We start from the raw sequence: 16,986 nt of genomic DNA on the forward strand, positions 1-16,986 counted from the left end.
CAACAAAAAGACTCCTATTTTCATAGGAGTCTTTTTATACTTCTACGTTACTTTTTAAATTGAGGCGTTTTTCCCTGCTTCAATCTCTAATGACTCTTCATGCCACCAAAGTGTTTCTTCAGGATCTTCTTTAGCAATTTGGTGTGCTTCTTTTTTCGATTCTACTGTAGGATATGAACCTTTTAGCGCACGTCCTGATGTTGTAACGAATAGTACACTAAATACAACTAATCCAATAATACTTACACCTGTTAAATAAAATGCCGGTGCAAGCGGGTTACCAGTTGCATGAACTAAGTATGAACATACAAGTGGTGTTGTACCACCAAATATCGATACAGAAATATTAAATGAGATTGAAAGTGCTCGATAACGTACATCAGTGAAAAAGAGTGATGGTAATAATGAAGGTAATGTTCCTTCATATACACTTAGGAAGAAACCTAATACGAAAATACCTGCAAATATAGCTGCAATATGCCCGTTACCTATTAGTAAAAATGCTGGAATTGCAAATACAGTTAAACCAAGTAAACCAATTTGCACGACGCGTTTATTACCAATTTTATCACTTAATTTACCGAAATATAGTGCTAGTGGAATCATAAGTGCCATCGTAATAGAAATAATTAGTAAGCCTGTTGTTTCTTCGACTTTAAGTACTTGAGTTAGATAAGAAGGAATATACGAAAGAATCATATAATTTGTAATATTAAAGAAGGCGACAATTACTGTGCTTAATAAGAAGTCTTTTTTGTGATATTTCATAATATCCATAAATGAAAATTGTTCATTGTCTTCAGATTCCTCTTGTGCTTTTTCCATCTCTTCAAAGATGGGAGATTCATCTAAATGACGGCGTAAGTATAAACCGACCAAACCAATTGGTGCAGCTATTAAGAAAGGAATACGCCAGCCCCAGCTGAGCATTTGTTCATCTGTTAACAATAACGTCAAAATGGTAACAATTACCGATGCAGCAATGTAACCTGAGAGTGTTCCAATTTCAAGACCACTACCGAGTATACCACGCTTTTTATCTGGAGAAGATTCTGCGATATAAACCATTGCTCCTGAATATTCGCCGCCTGTAGAGAAGCCTTGAATCATTCGGGCAACTAAAAGTAGTATTGGTGCCCATACACCAATTTGTTCATAGGTTGGTAGTAATGCGATGAATAATGTAGAAAGTGCCATTAAAATAATAGTAGTACTTAACACGATTTTTCGGCCGTACTTATCTCCTATTCTACCAAAGAATACACCTCCGATTGGTCGAACGAGGAAGGCCGCTGCAAATGTACCGAATGTAAGTACAAGTTGCAATCCACTATTATCAACACCTGAGAAGAATAATTGACTTAAAATTACCGCTAAATACGCGTATAATCCGAAGTCAAACCACTCCATTGCGTTCCCTATACCAGTAGCAACTACTGCTTTCCTGGCTTGTTTAGGATTGACAATATTAACGTCTTGAGGTTCAAAATTCAAATCATTATTTTGTTGCATATAATAAAACAGCTCCTTATTTAATTTAACTTCTTTAAGCACACCTTCTCTTATTGAATAAAATTAATTCGAAGCACTTAAGGAAAATTAACGTCTCCTTATCTGTTATTATTGTTTCACATAATTAATTATTTGTCCAATGAGATGCTCTCTAGGTTAAGTAATTTACTATTTTAAAAAGCTGAAGAAGCCGCTAAAATAGCGACTTCTTCAGCTTTTTATATTTTTTTATATTTTTTTAAATACTTGCTGTAGCAGCTATGTTATGAACACAAGAAATAAACTCATAAATGAATGCGTCAATTTCCTCTTTCGTAATAATATACGGCGGAAGTAATCGAATAATATTCCCTTGTGTTACATCGACCAACATTCCTTTATTCATTAACTCAATCTGTAATTTCTTCACATTTTCATTCGTGTCATTCACACTTATCCCAAACATCATCCCCGCATGACGCACTTCCTGAATATAATAAGAATTTTCTTTCTGAATGTCTTGCAGTTTGTCATTCAAATATAGTGACGTTTCATATGCTTCTTGCATTAAACCATCGTCAAGTAATGTATTTAATACAGTTAAACCTAAAGCCGTTCCCATTGATGAATGAGCAAATGTTGTGCCGTGATCTCCTGGTGCAAATACATCACATAACCTTTCACCTACAATAATTCCGCCAAGTGGTATCCCGCCTCCTGCTCCTTTACCAATTTGAATAATATGTGGTGTAATATTGAAATTTTGATAAGCAAATAGTTTTCCTGTTCTTCCCATACCACTTTGAACTTCATCAACGATAAGTAGTACATTATATTTCTCACATAAGTTTTGAACACCATGTAAATATTCACCCGATAATGGATAAATCCCCCCACTTCCTAATACAGGTTCTAACATAATTGCAATTGGATTTTCATGAATTATTGTCTCTTCTAATTGCTCTATATTCTCGCGCTCAACTTCATATACTGGGATCGATGTTTTCGGGAAATTTTGATATACACTTTCTTGTCTCGTAAAATGAAGTGCCCCCAACGTACGCCCGTGGAAACTATTCTTCAACACTACAATTCCTTCACGTTCTTCATGCATAATAGCTCTATATTTATCAATTAATTTCAACGTCGTTTCTGTCGCTTCCGTACCAGAGTTTGTAAAAAAGACCTTTCCGTTTTTTAAAGAGCAATCAACTAATTTCTTTGCATATTCAATCGCAACTGGATTTAAAAAGTGAAACGGTAGATGCAACGACTTCGTAACTTGATCCATTGTTGTTTGTACGATTTTCGGGTGATTGTATCCTAATACATTTACTCCGACACCAGAAAATAAATCTATATACTCTTTACCATCCACATCATACAGCTTACACCCTTCTCCTCTTTCTATCGTAAGCTTTGTACGACAATACGTTGACATCATATACTCTTTATCTAATTGAAACCAATCCGACATGTTACATTCCTCCTAGTTATTTTCCCTGTTTTATTTATGTTCAATTTCTATAAAGTCATGTATAAATTCATTTTTAAGATTGAAATTTTAATAGTAATGTTCTTCCCGATATTCATTTTTCCATAATTTCTTCTATTTCAACAGGTCCACTACATACGCGTTTTTTTCATCTAGCGGTCTGTTACTATTTTGAGCTTTGCGTGTTATACATAATCAAGGCAATAAAATCATATTTAGTAACAATGGACGAAAAAGATTTGGAGGCTATATTGATGAATGAACACTATGATAAACAGAGGCAATCTTTACTAGGGAAAGACTTTAATGAAAATGGAGAACGTAATGAACAAGCAATCCTTCACTCTCAAACAGTTGGTTCACGTGGACCTGTTCTAGAGCAAGATAGTGTGCTTCACGAGGCGTTACAACAATTTATTCACGAAAAAATTTTAGAAAGACCTGTTCATGTAAAAGGATTTGGTGCGTTCGGTTATTTTCAAACAATCTATCCAATGCCCGAACATACTAAACTAAATTTCCTACAAAATGCTAATGAGAAAGTTCCCGTTATGGTGCGATTTTCATTAGCTGTTAGCACGAAAGGAACACCTGATACTTCTAGAAATGTACGCGGTTTTTCTACAAAATTTTATACAAAAGAAGGTATTTTCGATCTATTATGTAATCACATTCCTGTCTTTTCTGTCCGCGATCCGATGCGTTTCCCTGAAACCATTCAAGCGTTGTCACCTTCACCTAAAAATAACTTATTAGACCCTAATAGATTTTGGAGCTTTGTCGCTAGAGCACCTGAATCCATACATTTCGTTGTGCGTTTGTACTCTGATAATGGTACGGCCAAAAGCCTTCGCCACATCCCAGGACATAGTGTAAATACATATGTTTGGAGAAATGCAGAAGGCAATCGAAAGTATGTAAAGTATCATTGGTACCCATTTGAAGGTGTACAATTCATTACTAGCGAGGAAGCAAATAAACTGGCTGCCGAAAACCCTGATTATAGCGGCAAAGATTTATATGATGCAATTGCAAACGGTAAACCAGTGGAATATGGTTTATATGTCCAGCTCATGGACCCGAAAGATGAAGCGCATCTTTCTTACGATCCTTTAGATGATACAAAGATATGGGATGAAAAAGCGTATCCTCTTATACCAGTCGGCAAAATGGTATTAAATAAAAACCCTGAAAATTATATGGAACAAGTAGAAAAAGTCGCTTTCTCCCCTTCTAATTTACTTGACGGTGCTGAATTATCAGATGATAAAATGTTGCAAGGGCGAGCTAACATTTATAGTGATTCTCAAAGAAGAAGAATTGGTCCCGAATTTCGGAAATTAACGATTAACCAACAGCAAAATTGGACACCTGCTAATCAAATAACGAGCGGTGACGGAAGATACGTTGAAGGTAAAATTGAAAGAACTTCAATAACGAAACAAGATGACTTTACGCAGGCTGGTGAATTTTATACGAAGTTAAAACCGATAGAAAAAGAACATCTTGCAGAAAACTTAGCTGGTGATTTGAAAGTTATATCTGATGATATTAGAAAGATAGTGTTAGAGTATTTTCATAACGTGTCAGCTGATTTGGTGAAGAGGATTGAAACCAAGATAGAAAAATAATAAGAAGTAAGAACGCATCGACTTTTTTCATAAAAAAGAGCCATTTATCTAACCTTTTTTAGTCAGCTAAATGGCTCTTTTTTATTTTTTCACCACATTATATCTTTTCAGAACTACACTTCCGAATTTATTAAATATCCGATCCATCAAGAAGCCCATCAATCCAAGAATAACAAGACCGACAAAAATCCAATCTGTTTTGAAATATAACCTTGCATTCCAAATCATATAACCAATTCCTTCATTAGCTGCAACCATTTCAGCTCCAACAATAGCCATAAATGAGGATCCCATTGCAAGCTTTGCACCCGTATAAATATAAGGAAGTGCTGCTGGTATGATGACATGGAACATAATTTGCCATTCTGATGCTCCCATACTTCTCGCTGAGCGAATTTTATCTTCTTCAACAGCTTGCACACCGGTAATTGTGTTAATCGTCACAATAAAGAAAGTTGCATACATAATGAGAAAAATTTTAGATTGCTCTCCAATACCAAACCAAAGCATAAATAATGTTATAAAGGCAAGAGGTGGAATAAAGCGAATAAAATTGATAACTGGATCAAATAGCGCTCTTAACCATGGGATTCGGCCAATTAATAATCCTACCGGAATGGCTACAAGATTCCCTAAAATCCATCCAGCTATTACTCTTAAAAAACTAACTCCTATATATATAAATAAGGAACCATTTTGACTCAGTTCAATTGCTCCATACAAAACTGCTATCGGACTTGGCAAAAATTGCGGATCAGAAAATTTCGCTACAACACTCCATATCGTAAGGATAAGTATCCAAGCGATAATTCCACTTTGTAATAGCTTCTTTTGTAAACCAATCTTGAAATTATTTGTTTCATAAATAGTCTCTTTTCTTGCAATCTCATCTTTCAACACGCTCATATTTGGACCTCCTTTCAATCAAAGTGTGATTGAATCATTTGATAATAGTAATTAAATTCTTTATCTGTAAATGTTCTCGGATACGGTAGTGGAATATCGTAAATCTTTTCAATTTTTGAAGAAGGTCCTTTAGACATTACCCCTATTCTTTGCCCAAGTAATAGAGCTTCTTGAATATCATGAGTGACAAAAATAATCGTTTTGTTTGTTTCTTTCCAAATTCGAATTAACTCTATTTGCATTGTTCTTCTAGTCATTGCATCGAGTGCTCCAAATGGTTCATCCATTAATAAAAATTGCGAGTCATTGGCTAACACACGTGCTAATTGAACTCTTTGTTTCATTCCTCCAGAAAGTTCTCTTGGATATTTTCCTTCATGCCCATCTAGTCCAACAAGTTTTATATAGTGAGAGGATATATCATTTCGGGTCTGCTTTATCATTTTTTTCATTTTTAAACCAAATTCAATATTTTCTTTAATTGTTAGCCACGGAAAAAGCGCTGCGTCTGCTTGTTGAAATACGACGCCACGATTTCTATCAGGCTTAATTACCTCTTCATTATTGACTATTAGTTTCCCTGATGTCTTTTCAACAAATCCAGCAACCATACTTAATAACGTAGATTTTCCACATCCGCTTGGGCCAAGTAATATAAAAAATTCACCATTCCCAATTGTTAAATTTACATCTTCTAAAACAAATTGTTCGTTATTAAATGATTTAGATAACCCAGAAATAGAAATGGCCACAGGAGATTTCAATACTTCTTTTTCACTTACTGTACTCACCATACTTCACTCCTATTCTATTTATAAGTAACAGATTCAGGGAAAGCTTTTTTAAGTGCTTCAAGATTAATTTTATCTTTCAATTCATATTTATCTTTCAGTTTCCCTTTCTCTTCTAACCATACTTTCATATCTTCTAAATGTTTTGCGTCCTCCTCTGTAAATCCAAGAACATAGTTTTGTCTTTCAATATCTTTTAACGCATCTTTCTCTGGTAGTTTCAATTGCTCAAAAGCAAGCTTAGCGGTTTCTTTTTTATTGTTATCTACATATTTAATACCTTCAGATAAAGCCTTAAGTGTGTTTTCAACAGCTTTTGGATTCTTCTCGACGAATGATCTTTTTGCTAGTAAATAGCTGTCAATTGTAACGCCTGCACTTTCTAAATCACCTAATTTTGTTACACCTTTTATATTTTTAAATTTATCCTTTAATGCACCAGAACTCCAAACAGCATCTATATCACCATTTTTCATTCCTACAATAGCTTCGTCTGGTGTACTATATGGAACGAAGGTAATATCCTTTTCATTAATATGTTTCGCTGCCAAATATTTCGCCCAAACATACTCCGTTACAGTCCCTTTAGGTACGCCTAACTTTTTACCTTTTAAATCATTTTCTGTTTTAATCCCCTCTCTAACTAGAAGCTCATTGTCTTTTGATGATTTTTCATTTCCTCGCGTAAGTGTTGAAATTACGACCATATCTCCTTTTCCTAACGAATTTAAAAGCGCATAATCAGCAGCAAGACCTGTATCAGCTTGTTCCGTTAATACCGCATTAACTGTATCAATTCCATAAGCAAAATTCGATAGTTGAGCTTTAATACTATTTTTCTCAAAATAGCCTTGTTTCTCGGCAGCTCTAAACTGAAAAGATCCGCCAGCAGCTGTATCTATAGCCATTTTCACCGCGGCCGTTTCTTTCCCATTACTTTTTGTCGTTCCCGCACTTTCTTTTGAAAAGTTTGAGCATCCTGCTACAGCTAAACTAGTAACCATTGATAAACTTAAAAATAAAGGCTTTAGTTTCACCATTTATCATTCCTCCATAACAATTTGTTCAAGCTTGAAGTAAGATTTATTTAACCGAAATATTACGTTAAATTATTACAAATAAAGAAATGGAAACGTTTTGTCATATAACAAACCTATCAAGTTCATTTTAATAAGTGGGGGAAATGACTCTCCCCACACTTTAAATTACTAACGTTAATCTCGTATTTTATTTATTTCTTCCAATGTCGCTACACAGAAATCTCCCGTGCCGTAAGATATTGTTCCTTCGACTGTCACAACAGATTCCGTACCAGCTTCTGCAGCATTCGGGACTCTAAATGCTGCTATATCAAGAGGAGTAATTTCTTTCTCCTCTGGTTTTTCTAGTTGAGGTACCCACTCATACGGTACACGATACGCACGGTAAACCATATTGGAGTTTCTGTTATTTTTATAAGGTGAAATATATTCCCATACAAGCTCATGCTCACGAGTAACTTCAAAAATCCGACCATCTGCTCCTTCTGTAATCAATGTATTTCCGTTTGGTAGCCTTTGGGCAGAACTAATATATGGACTGTAAAATCGATACGAATCTAAAGGAGCTTGATATCCAGCTTCAGTTGGCGTATATTGCCACTCAATTTCTAAAGTTACTGGATTAATTTCTAGAATCCTCGAGTGATCACGAACAGCATTTTTGGAACCGTATGGAGATGCAGGGTTTGGAAGACCGTATCCTGCCCAACCACCATTATCAAATACAAGTAAATTCCCTTCTCCAGGCAATCCTTTCGGAATGATATGTGCATGATGTTGTCCAATGATCCATCCTAAATGCTTAACATCTGGGCTAGAATAATCAGGACCGAGTTTCCAAACTATATTTCCTGTCTTCTTGTCAATAATGGCAATTATATTTGACTCCCTAGCATCCCAAATAATATTTTCAGGATGAAAACGTTCATCTCCTTGGTCATAAAACTTATTCGGACCAATTGTAGACATAGAATTTATATGCATCCAATCTCCATCCGAATTACCACCAAAGGATCTAATATTAGGATTACGGAATAGTACATTTTTAGCACTTTCATCAAATCCAAGTTCTTCAAAATGATCACTGACAGCCCACTCCCATATAATATTCCCTTCCCAATCTACCTCAATAATGACATCATCTAATAACGGCTTATCGGATATATTCGGATTATGTACATTTTTGTGTGCTAAAATTAACGTATTTCCACCATCTGTTTTCGGTTCTAATTCTGGTGCATAGTAACCCACGGGATTTCCCTCACGCTGATAATCATGATGAGCTCTAGCCATCCACTGCGGATCATGGCCTGGATCTTCAATGTGTTCCAGACGGTTAAATCTCCAGACTATGTTTCCTTCCCAATCTACTTGAACTAAATCTACTTCATCTTGAAAACCGTACTCAGGATCTCTTTGTGCTGTATGACCAAAAACATATCCGCCTGGTAATAACTTATTTGGAAATCCACGCAGTCCTTTCCATAAGTGTACTTCCTTTCCATTCATATCAATTAATAACGCACCATGATCTGCAGCTTGATAAATTGTATAACCACTCCAAGCTTTCCCGGGATTATATACTGTTGCCCCTGTTGGATAAATTGTTGGATGTCCCATTCTTTCCACTCCTATTCATATTATTAATAAGTCACCTTTTAACAGTTTGAATTTTCAGACCTAAATAACTAGAGTAATAGTATTCTTTGTTATTCCTCTGTATTCTCATTGCTTAGTTTCATAATTGTATCCGAAAGGTGTTCTAAATTATGGGCTAAGCGTTTAAAAACTTCGGTCTGCACTTGTAATTCTTCTGTTGAAAATCCATCGAATAAAACAGACATAAAACTTGTTCTTATTTTATTATTTCGCTTTATAAATTTCAGGCCATCTTCAGTAATATCAAGTAAAGTGATTCGTCTATCTTCCTGATGACGTTTCCGAATAGCCAAGCCTCTTTCTTCTAACTTATCGCATAATGCCGTAATCGCTCCTGATGTAAAATCCAGTTCTTCTGCTAAATCAGTTAGACGCTGCTCACCATCTCGAATAATTTTGTTTAATATTAAGATGCCCGGCAACATAATACCTTCAATCTTAATTTTGTCACGTTCCTTTACAAACTTACGGACCATTTTACGAAACAACCAATCTGTTTCTTCGATTAATGTTGGCATCGTTTTATTCATATCTCCTCCGCTCCTTGCTCTATGAATAATACAAAAAGGCACGAACACATTTCAAAATTATGAAATGTATACGTGCCTTTGGTTATCCAATCAGCTATTCAATTTGTTTTAGCATTAAAATAATGAGTGGTAAAATAAGTAATATCCACATATTAATCCATTAATTCCTATGCGTCAAGTATGTTTTAAAAATATATTTTCCTAATTTATCTATTTGTTCTCGTTTAAGGTTATTTTTGAGATTATTTATATGTAACCCTATTTATAACAATACATCTAAAATATAAAACTCCCCCACTTTACATAACTACTGTAGCGGAGGAGTTCTTTCTAATATTACTTTATCAAATTCACCGGCAAAGCAACTACCTTTCCACTTTTCACATCATATAGCCCTATAGGCGTTACCCGTATAAAAGGCAAGTGCGTCGCAGAAAAGAATAAAATTGTAAATGCTGGATCATCATACGCGTAGCCACGCTCTTGTAGTAATTTCACCATCTGTTTCTCTTCCTGTATTAATTCACTCATTTTTAAATTAGACATAATTCCGAGCAATGGTAATGCGATTTCATGTAATACTTCATTCTTCTCAGCTATTACCATTCCCCCGCCAAGCTCTTTTACTCTATGAAAAGCTATAAGCATATCTTCTTTTCTTTTTCCGATAAGAATGATGTCACCTGTACCAGAATAAGAGCTAGCAAGCCCACCTAGTTCTTTCGCAAAACCTTTCACAACTGTATTCACTCGCCAACTGCCATCACGAGCAATCATCATAAGGAAACATTCATCATGATCTGTGGACAATTCATTACATTCTATGTTGATTTTACTAGTATATGGTTTTGTAATAACGTTATTTAATAAGTGTATACCCGTTTTATTAGAGAAAATCATATCCTCTTTTTCTATGGACCAATCTAATGATAATGGAGTTACTTTACATTTACTCCAGTCTATATGTAATGCTTCATGCGTATTTACACCGTCACGCTTCACCCATTTCCCCTTTGCAATAACGCTCGCTGGTACTGGGTTTTCTTTACTTTCTAAAATATTGATATTTGCAATTCTCCCTGTCCCAATCGAACCATGTATATGCTCCATATTATAATAACGAGCAATATTATAACTTGCCATATGATATGCATCTATTACTGGAACACCTTGCTTTATAGCAGTAGTAATCATTACATTCGTCATTCCGTTTTCATAAAAGGACGGATGAGAACCATCTGTTGTGAAAAAGAATCTATCAAATTGCTTCACACCTAATTCCAGTAGTTCTTTTAATAAAACTTCTAAATCTGGTCGGATGGAAGAGTTTCGAAGAGAAACAGTGTAACCTTGCATAAGACGAGTTAACACTTCTTGCCCCGTCATTGCTTCATGATCACAGTCTGTACCTAACAGTTTTAATTTTACTAACGTTGCTTCAGATGCTCCTGGGAAATGTCCTTCTACTTTTTTCTGTAATCGCTTTGTTTCCTGCACCCAAGTTAGCATTTCATCATCGCCATGTAATAATTTTGGCCATGCTGTTAGCTCTCCTCCTTGAAGAACTGCTTCATGCTGTAGCCATTCTATTATTTCTTCACTATTAAATAAAGATTGCCCATTTTGCAATTCAGTTTGTCCATCAAAACGGCACCACCAATACATACTAGCTGGAAGCTTTTTAAATTCATCTAATAAATGAAATGATTCCTCACGCTTTAATGTGAAAAATAGAGTTAAATTATCATTAATAAAAGTTGTTGTCCCAAATTGCATCGCATGATTCGCTAACGTCTCTGGATTATATAATTGATATGGATGTGCATGCGGTTCTATGTAACTAGGAACGACATACTTTCCATCACAATCAATAACTTCACATTCATGTAGTTGCTCTGGTAGTTTTTCTCCTACATATATAATTCTGTCATCATAGATCCAAATATTTGCTTCCATCCATTCACGTATATAGGAATTTAAGTATGTTGCGTTCTTTAATAATTTATGAGGACTTCTTGTACCGTCTATTATTTCAACATGTTCTCGTAATTGCTCGTTACTCCATCTGAACTGATTTTGTCCCAATGTATTTCACTCCAATGCCATATTAGTTAAGACGAAAAATAATTAATTAACTAAACTATTTTCTATTTAAGTCCACTCAATATATACCACTATTATATTTAACAATCATAAAAATTACAATTTTCGGAATATAAATCGTTTTATTGTTCACTTCTTCCTCATTTGAACATGAACATTTCTGTGAAGTTGTTTTACTGGAACCTTTGAAAGAATAATGAATATTTTGCAAGGGCAAAAACGTATTTTTTAACAATGGATGTTCTTTTCAGGATAGAGATGGGATTCAAATAGGAGACAATTGTATAATCGGTATGAATGTTACAATTGCCACACTTAATCACGGGCTAACTTTAGAAACAAGAAACACGACATACGCCTCCCCTGTTACAATTGGTGAAAATGTATGAATCGGGTCTAGTGCAACCATACTTCCTGGTGTGACACTTGGAAACAATTCAGTTATTGCTGCAGGTGCAGTTGTTACAAAAGATGTACCTGCAAACATTGTCGTTGCAGGAGTGCTCACAAAAGTTGTGAAAGTAATTCATAGCAATTAAAAACATTCTAGATTTTTCAAATGCAAACAAGCTACTTTTATTGAAATTTGCTTTACTGCTTATATATTTATTTTATCACTCTTGTTAAAAATTTTATTTCTTCTTGTGAGAAGAGAATGTACCTATATATTTTTCTATACAGCAATAAAAAGACTTATAGAATGATTCTATAAGTCTTTTACTATAAGGAATTAACCTATACTTATCAATTAACAAATTCAAAAACCAAAAGGTTCGCTATGAATAAAGTTCTAAAAAATAACTATCCACTCTAATTATCAATCATTTCATAATAGTCTATTAATCCCTCTTACTGCCTCATAGCCAAAATATATTCCAAACATAATTAAAACAATTCCTGCTACTATAGAAATCCATTTCATTACTGTATGATTAATAAATCTTCTACCAAAATGAATAGATGTAGCCATAAATATATCCCAAAGCATAATCCCAGCAAAAATGGCTGCACTATACCATAAAGCTTGTTCTTTTCCAATAGTATTCATAGCACTAGTTAGAACTGATCCATATATCCCTATCCAAAAAATAATATTTAATGGATTAGAAATTGCGATAGCAAACCCCGATAGAAAAGATTTTAAAGGATGTTCTTTTTCACCTGATGAAATATATTGAACTTGTTTAGTAGCTTCTTTCATGCTTTCATAGCCTAAATAAATCATCGTTACAAAACCAAAAATCCAAATGCAGAGCTGGGCAACTGGAGTTGTTAAATAAGTCGAAATACCAAAGTAAATTAAAAACATCATTACAACATCTGCTGACATTGCTCCAACTCCTACTAACCATGCACTCAAAAAACCATTTTTTATTCCTTTATTTATTTGAGCAACATTAATCGGACCGACTGGTGCAGACAATGAAATCCCTAATAATATATAACTGAATATCATGCTAATCATTTTTCTTCAACCCCGTAATAGGACATCTCATTACACTTTCTTCATTTGTTTCTGGTAACATATATTGTTTCCATTCAAAGGTTTCTTTTATTCCGTAATCCCCTATATCTGGATGCATTGGAATATCATCATATGCTAACAAATGTTTTCTAATCACTTTCCGTACTTGTTTCCCTTGTTTTGTATCACCTGTAATATCATCTAGAGTACCTCGAGGTTGTAACGTAATTTCAAGGCCGGTTCCTGTATATCTACTTTTTCTCTCAGAATATATTGGAGCCCTACAAACGACAAATATAGGTTCACCACCAAAACAAAATTCCCATTTAGCGTTATAAGGATCTATTGGTATTTCTGCATTCCATGGCTCCGGATCATTTCTCATTAAAAATTGTAATACATTCCAAAATTGTTTTTTGTATTCTTCAGCCAGTAATTGTTTATTAGATGGTTTAAAAAATATTACTAAAGTAGTTCTCTTTGCAATTTGTTGATATGTTTTAATATATTCATAAATCCCATCTCTTAGTTTGAACAATTCATTTTCATCATAAGCCGATTCAGAAAATATATATCTAGACCAACCATGTTTCTCAGAATCTACTGCAAAATAACACGGAAATGGTTTAGATTGATCTAAAATGCTATCGTGAAAATTATTGAAAGATATAGTTTTCCACTCATCTAAAATCCCTTTATTTTGTTCTTCAATTATTCTCTTTTGATCGTATAAATACATTTTTGTAGTTGGCATTACTAAAATCCCCCCTAATATATTTATGATCTTTTCTCATATATTAAAATATTATTCTCAACAATATTTAAGATTTTATTTATACTTTTTGTAGGTATTTCAATTGTTATCTCAGGTATACCGGGAGATAACAAAAATTTATTATAGTTATAAATTTTTCGATCTATAATAAGTGTGATTTCATCTGAATAGCCAAATGGAGATACACACCCTGGAACACAAGAAGTTTTTTCTATTAACTCCTCGGCTGAACAAATAGAAATCTTTTTTCCAACCAAATCTTTCATAAGTTTTGAATCTAATTTTTCTCCTTCAACAGTTACAAATATGTAATAGTTATTTGATTTATCTTTTAAAAATAAACTTTTACTGGGTACACCTTCTAATTTAAACCTTTCTCTAATTTTTCTATCTGTTTCATAATCTAATATTGGCTCATGTGTATATTGTGTATACGATATAGCCGCTTCTTCTAACAGTTCTACTACTTGTTTATACATATTTATCCTTCCTTTGATTTCATTACAAAATTTGAAAAGATAGCCTTTTCTATTGCTGTTCCCGCTCCCTATTCTTTTTCACAATATATTCAATTATAGTTTACGACACAATTAAATTTGAAATAAAATACAAATTTGTGATATAAATGGAACTAAAATATAAAACTTATATTAATCATTATTTTTCATAATAGTCAATCATTCTTACACAAATCATAATTATCTATTTTTGTATACTTAATTCTATTTGTTATTAATTCATACGATAAAAGTACCTTATTATGTAAATTACGGAAATACATTTAAATATTTTTCAACAAAAATCAGAATTCACTTATTATTAACCCCGAAATCTAGAACTACTTACCTTTGTATGTTGCAATATTTTAAAAATGTAAAAGTCACTATAAATAAGAAATATCAAATAAATATAATAGATTTATAGTAAAATGAAGAAATTTAAATACATCATTACTTTTCTTGTAACAGCACATAAAAAACCCGCATCATGGGAAGTAAATTGCTCATGATTCGGGATTTTTTAAGAGTATATTTTCATAACAATTAAATCACATACAAGTCCTTATATACCTCTATAGTAGAACTCTTTTCATCTATTATTTATTAAATTCAACTTGCATCATTTTATTAAACTGTGTAAGGATTTCAACCGGACCTAAAGAATTAGCATTGACAGCAAATGTATGCTTGCCTCCAATTACTCCACCAGCAAAAGTCATAAACCCAGGAATTGATCCTCCGTGCCCCCAAACTGAGACACCATTTGGAAGTTTCGTCTCATAGATTCCAAGGCCATATCCATCACCAACCCCTTTTCCTTCTATAGGAACTGTAGTAAGCATTTCTTTTAACTCGTGTTCCTTCAGTAACTTACCACCGAGTAAAGATGAAAAGAACTTGTTTAAATCATCCGCATTAGAAATCATATCTCCAGCTGCATTAGCTAAACTCGGATTATAATACGTAATGTCTTTCAACTCGCCTGTTTCGTCCATTTTCACATATCCACGAGCATGATTCTTTCCTGGAATGACGGGTGAATTTCCTGGTAAAAACGTATTTGACAAGTCCAGAGGTTCAATAATTCGCTTTTCAATTTCTTCCGCATAACTATTACCAGTTATTTTTTCAATTAGCATTCCCAATATTACATATCCTGTGTTTGAATACAACCAGTCTTTGCCCGGCGAGAAATCTGGAGGTAGAGAAAGACCTATTTTCACTATTTCTTCAGCTGTATACGTTTTTTTCGAATTCATTATGTCAGCATCTTTTGACTTTAAGTATTCAGCGATACCACTTGTATGATTCAAAAGTTGGCGTATCGTAATTTGATTGCCATCATACCCATTTCCTTGAACGAGACCCGGTAACCACTTCTCAATTGAATCGTCAAGTTGTACGCGATTTTCTCCAACTAATTGAAGAACCGTCGTGGCGGTAAAAGTTTTCGTCACACTACCAATTCGAAAGCGATAATCTGATTTCACCGGTTTCTTTGTGCTTAAATCTGCTACGCCAGCAGTATAACTACTAATTTTCCCTTTATTAGACGTCTTAGCTAATACCCCTGGCGCTCCAATTTGAATTGTTTCCTGCATGACCCTTTTCCAACCATTCCGATTCTTTTGATCATGTGCTTCTGACGAATTAGAAATATTTTGAGTAGACTCTGCTTTTACAGTAAAACCTGGTGTGAATACAGTGGTACCCGCTAATAAAACTGCCAAACTTGCTAACTTCATTGGATTACGTTTTTTCATAAGATTCTCTCCCCTATTCATATCATTTTGATTCGAAATATACTTTTATCCTATATGATAAAACTCTCTTTTTTCTTATCCATTCCTTACAAAATACTTACGTTTAAAGTTTGATACAATCTGCTGAGAAAGAATTATGTATGAAAATAAAAAGGGCATAAAAAATAAGGGAAGTCCCTTAACCTCCCCCGTTTTTATTTCACCTTATCTTAATTATTTTAAGATGTTTCATTGTGTTCGTATTAAAATGAATAAAAAAGAACGTATTTTCATTTTTTATGTAAACACGTTCTCTTTTATTTAAACAACTAATCTATATTCACCTTTACCATCCTGCACTAGCGTTCATACCATTTCCGATAATAGAAAGTAATAGTGGCCATAATACTGGTCCTAACGTAAGAAATAAATTTAGTAGTATAAGTATTCTATATCTCCTAGGAATATGGTGATTTTTACGATTAACAAATACTAAAATCACTAATAATATTATCGTCATTACAAATAAAAGTAATACTAACAACCAATACCAAACCATTAGACTGAGACTCCATGGCTGCAATAGCTCGTGTACAATACCAAAGGTGATTCCCAATACTGCAAAACTAAAAGTAGTAACTGTTGCTTTAATAAACAATTTACTTAATTTTTTATCGTATGTATACTTACAATATAAATCTATTAACACGTATAAAGATAAAAATGCCATTAATACACCTACCCAAGACAATAACCAGTCTCCGCCTCCTCTAACTAATATAAACAGAAACCAACACATCCCTGCTGCAGAAAAAATAAAGGAAAGGAGTATGTTTTTCAATACCGGTTTCATTCTAT

15 protein-coding genes are annotated in these 16,986 nt (G+C 33.8%); 2 read left to right on the forward strand and 13 right to left on the reverse strand.

Annotated elements, in window-relative coordinates:
* Positions 1–54 precede the first annotated feature (54 nt).
* Both PDQ40_RS07485 and PDQ40_RS07490 read right to left on the reverse strand, forming a co-directional pair.
* A complete protein-coding gene (locus tag PDQ40_RS07485; RefSeq protein ID WP_001186942.1) occupies positions 55–1,512 on the reverse strand; it encodes an MFS transporter in 1,458 nt (485 codons plus the stop codon).
* A gap of 238 nt (positions 1,513–1,750) precedes the next feature.
* Positions 1,751–2,968, reverse strand: a complete 1,218-nt coding sequence (locus PDQ40_RS07490) for an aspartate aminotransferase family protein (protein ID WP_270691309.1) — start codon at positions 2,966–2,968, stop codon at positions 1,751–1,753.
* A gap of 272 nt (positions 2,969–3,240) precedes the next feature.
* Between PDQ40_RS07490 and PDQ40_RS07495 the strand changes: the two genes are divergently transcribed.
* Positions 3,241–4,617 carry a catalase gene (locus tag PDQ40_RS07495; protein ID WP_076855866.1) on the forward strand — a complete coding sequence of 459 codons (1,377 nt, stop codon included), beginning with the start codon at positions 3,241–3,243 and terminating at the stop codon, positions 4,615–4,617.
* 81 nt (positions 4,618–4,698) lie between these two features.
* Here PDQ40_RS07495 and PDQ40_RS07500 read toward each other — a convergent pair whose 3' ends face one another.
* The 6 genes from PDQ40_RS07500 to PDQ40_RS07525 all read right to left on the reverse strand — a co-directional run bounded on the left by PDQ40_RS07500 (position 4,699) and on the right by PDQ40_RS07525 (position 11,628).
* A complete protein-coding gene (locus PDQ40_RS07500) occupies positions 4,699–5,523 on the reverse strand; it encodes an ABC transporter permease (protein WP_000114663.1) in 825 nt (274 codons plus the stop codon).
* Between the two features lie 14 nt (positions 5,524–5,537).
* Positions 5,538–6,317, reverse strand: coding sequence for an ABC transporter ATP-binding protein (locus PDQ40_RS07505; RefSeq protein ID WP_000255350.1), 780 nt, complete (start codon positions 6,315–6,317; stop codon positions 5,538–5,540).
* Between the two features lie 14 nt (positions 6,318–6,331).
* On the reverse strand, positions 6,332–7,354 hold the full coding sequence (locus PDQ40_RS07510) for an ABC transporter substrate-binding protein (protein WP_080349468.1): 1,023 nt from the start codon (positions 7,352–7,354) through the stop codon (positions 6,332–6,334).
* A 174-nt stretch (positions 7,355–7,528) separates the two neighbouring features.
* The gene (locus PDQ40_RS07515; RefSeq protein WP_000509954.1) at positions 7,529–8,974 is read right to left on the reverse strand and encodes an aryl-sulfate sulfotransferase; all 1,446 of its coding nucleotides are present in this window, start codon (positions 8,972–8,974) and stop codon (positions 7,529–7,531) included.
* 89 nt (positions 8,975–9,063) lie between these two features.
* Positions 9,064–9,543 carry a MarR family winged helix-turn-helix transcriptional regulator gene (locus PDQ40_RS07520; RefSeq protein ID WP_001044428.1) on the reverse strand — a complete coding sequence of 160 codons (480 nt, stop codon included), beginning with the start codon at positions 9,541–9,543 and terminating at the stop codon, positions 9,064–9,066.
* Positions 9,544–9,879: 336 nt separating this feature from the next.
* Positions 9,880–11,628 carry an adenine deaminase C-terminal domain-containing protein gene (locus tag PDQ40_RS07525; RefSeq protein ID WP_270691310.1) on the reverse strand — a complete coding sequence of 583 codons (1,749 nt, stop codon included), beginning with the start codon at positions 11,626–11,628 and terminating at the stop codon, positions 9,880–9,882.
* 437 nt (positions 11,629–12,065) lie between these two features.
* Here PDQ40_RS07525 and PDQ40_RS07535 point away from each other — a divergent pair, with 437 nt between their 5' ends.
* Positions 12,066–12,185, forward strand: coding sequence for a hypothetical protein (locus tag PDQ40_RS07535; protein WP_270691311.1), 120 nt, complete (start codon positions 12,066–12,068; stop codon positions 12,183–12,185).
* Between the two features lie 287 nt (positions 12,186–12,472).
* Here the strand turns inward: PDQ40_RS07535 and PDQ40_RS07540 are convergent, their stop codons facing one another.
* The 5 genes from PDQ40_RS07540 to PDQ40_RS07560 all read right to left on the reverse strand — a co-directional run bounded on the left by PDQ40_RS07540 (position 12,473) and on the right by PDQ40_RS07560 (position 16,981).
* Positions 12,473–13,111, reverse strand: a complete 639-nt coding sequence (locus PDQ40_RS07540) for a LysE family translocator (RefSeq protein ID WP_000624905.1) — start codon at positions 13,109–13,111, stop codon at positions 12,473–12,475.
* Positions 13,104–13,865 carry a YqcI/YcgG family protein gene (locus PDQ40_RS07545; protein ID WP_270691312.1) on the reverse strand — a complete coding sequence of 254 codons (762 nt, stop codon included), beginning with the start codon at positions 13,863–13,865 and terminating at the stop codon, positions 13,104–13,106. The genes PDQ40_RS07540 and PDQ40_RS07545 overlap by 8 nt, the downstream gene beginning before the upstream one ends.
* Before the next feature lie 23 nt (positions 13,866–13,888).
* Positions 13,889–14,365, reverse strand: a complete 477-nt coding sequence (locus tag PDQ40_RS07550; RefSeq protein WP_000278064.1) for a YbaK/EbsC family protein — start codon at positions 14,363–14,365, stop codon at positions 13,889–13,891.
* A gap of 617 nt (positions 14,366–14,982) precedes the next feature.
* Positions 14,983–16,149 carry a serine hydrolase domain-containing protein gene (locus PDQ40_RS07555; RefSeq protein ID WP_270691313.1) on the reverse strand — a complete coding sequence of 389 codons (1,167 nt, stop codon included), beginning with the start codon at positions 16,147–16,149 and terminating at the stop codon, positions 14,983–14,985.
* A gap of 325 nt (positions 16,150–16,474) precedes the next feature.
* The gene (locus tag PDQ40_RS07560; RefSeq protein WP_000805739.1) at positions 16,475–16,981 is read right to left on the reverse strand and encodes a DUF3902 family protein; all 507 of its coding nucleotides are present in this window, start codon (positions 16,979–16,981) and stop codon (positions 16,475–16,477) included.
* Positions 16,982–16,986 lie beyond the last annotated feature (5 nt).

It is taken from the genome of Bacillus cereus group sp. Bc061 (assembly GCF_027715825.1).
GTDB classification, from domain to species: Bacteria; Bacillota; Bacilli; order Bacillales; family Bacillaceae_G; genus Bacillus_A; species Bacillus_A paranthracis.